The 2,295-nt window shown below is 51.3% G+C and carries 2 protein-coding genes; both read left to right on the top strand.

Features of this window, described 5'->3' with window-relative positions:
• The first annotated feature begins 110 nt into the window (after positions 1 to 110).
• Positions 111 to 1,724, top strand: a complete 1,614-nt coding sequence (locus RMO84_RS16640) for a S8 family serine peptidase (protein WP_310489553.1) — start codon at positions 111 to 113, stop codon at positions 1,722 to 1,724.
• Between the two features lie 11 nt (positions 1,725 to 1,735).
• Positions 1,736 to 2,295: methylated-DNA--[protein]-cysteine S-methyltransferase (locus tag RMO84_RS16635; RefSeq protein ID WP_310489552.1), on the top strand; the 560-nt coding region annotated here is incomplete at its 3' end.

The following is a 2,295-nucleotide window of genomic DNA, read 5'->3' as shown; positions in this document are numbered from 1 at the left end:
CGCAATTCAACTATCAACTATCCACTACCAACTACCAACTACCAACTGTTTAAGACCTACCTGTGATTAACTGTTATAGATATCCAGGTAGTTAGATGGGGACAGGCTAATTGAAGAAATCTTGGCAGCGGATTGCGATCGGGACGGCGATCGCGACGACGATCGCCCCGAGCTGGGCACAACAACTTACCGCCAATTCGATCGGGAGTGCGGGCATCGACGCGTTGAAGTTACATCGATCGCCATACAATTTGACAGGTAAAAAAATCGCGATCGGTCAAGTCGAAGTCGGTCGTCCCGGCCAGTTTGGCTGGGATAAGGCGGCCAAAGACCCGAAATTCAAACTCGAACAAATCTTTTATCAAGATGGCGCGGCTAAAGCCAATACCCATGTCGAACAGCACGCGATGATGGTTGCCTCGGTGATGATCGGTCGGGATAAAAGGTTGCCCGGAGTCGCTCCCGATGCCCGCTTATATGCATCGGCGGTCGGTACTCCTAAGGAAACCGGACAGCCCGAGGAATGCCTCTCTACCCAGCACGTTGCCAAGCAGAATGGTGGAGACGTTCGCGCCATTAACTTGAGCTTTGGGGAGCCGCTAGGCCGCGATCCGCGCCCGAATGCGAAGTTGGATGGCAATGCGCTATTTACTCAATGTTTGGATTGGTCGGCACGAATCCATAACGTGGCTTATGTGGTGGCTGGCAATCAGGGTAAGGGGGGCATTTCGATTCCGACCGATAACTACAATGGGATTAATGTGGCTTACTCCAATATCCGGCAGGGGATTTACCGCAAGTTAGATTTTGCCAATCTTAGCGAAACGCCGATCGGGACTGCCAAGATTATTGAAGATATTGAAGTAAATGTGGGCAACCGCCGCTCGATCGGTTTGGTCGCACCTGGTGGCAATCTCCAGCTTTATAACCTAGCAGGTAAGACGATCGTCAGTAACGGCACCAGTTTTGCCGCACCCCATGTTACGGGAACGATCGCCCTGCTACAAGAATTTGGCGATCGTCAATTACGCACCAAAAAGAAGCTGCCAGTCAATGTCCGCCAGCACTGGAGTCTCGATGCGCGCCGTCATGAAGTGATGAAGGCAGTTTTACTCAATTCTGCCGATAAAATTCAAGACACTGGCGATGGCTTAAGACTGGGCATGACGCGGACGCTCTTAGCCAAAAATAATCGTGACTGGACGGAATCAGCCGCCGATCGAGATCGGCAAGTCCCCCTAGATTACCAATTAGGCGCGGGTCACTTGCACGCGTTTCGCGCCTATCAACAGTTTAGCCCCGGTCAACATCCCCCAACGGCACCCGTTCCGGCGATCGGCTGGGACTATCAAACCCTAAATCGATCTGCCTATCGCGATTATGTCCTCGATCGACCCTTGGCAGCCAATAGTTGGTTCTCTGCCACTCTTGCCTGGGATCGACTAGTCGAGTTGCAAGATCGCAATGGCAATGGGGAATACGATCTCGGTGAAGAATTCCGCGATCGCGGTATCAATCAGCTCGAACTCTATCTGATGCGCGCCGACGAAACCAGACTCGATCGGAGTGTCTGGTCGTCTGTCAGCTCGGTAGATAGCGTTCAACATATCTTCCACCAAATTCGCGATCCTGGTAAATACAAAATTCGCGTTTATTTTCAGCGCGCCGTCAATCTCCCCAGTCAATCCTATGCCCTCTCCTGGTGGACGGTGCCTGCTAAGTAATACTAGTCATTATGAAACTCCTCATCGATCGAATTGAATCACCAATGGGTGTAATGGTTTTAATTACCAATGGCGATCGATTGTGCGCGCTGGATTTTGCGGACTACGAACAGCGGACGCTAAGTTTACTATCCAAACGCTACCGATCGTTTGAATTAGTAGAACACATCGATCCACACGGATTTAGCAGTCAGCTTCGCGCTTATTTAGCTGGAGACTATGCCAGTTTGCAGGACAGCAAGCTCGATCTTGGCGGCACTGATTTTCAGCAACTAGTCTGGCAAGAGCTACGACAAATTCCGGTAGGTAAAACCATCACTTATGGAGAGCTAGCGGTAAGAATTGGTAAACCAACCGCCGCTAGAGCCGTGGGCATGGCCAATTCCCTCAACCCGATCGCCATCGTCGTTCCCTGTCATCGTGTCATTGGTGCGGGGTCTAAACTCACTGGTTATGCTGGTGGTTTGACTCGCAAGCAGTGGTTGCTTGCCCATGAGGGTGTTTCCCTACGATCGGACAGCCGAGATATTTTGACATTCGATCGCCATCCCTTGACAAGCGGAAACGCGAT

It is taken from the genome of Chamaesiphon sp. VAR_69_metabat_338 (assembly GCF_031423935.1).
Classification (GTDB): domain Bacteria; phylum Cyanobacteriota; class Cyanobacteriia; order Cyanobacteriales; family Chamaesiphonaceae; genus Chamaesiphon.
Note: the sequence above shows the minus strand (reverse complement) of the source record. Positions and strands in the feature narration are given on the sequence as shown.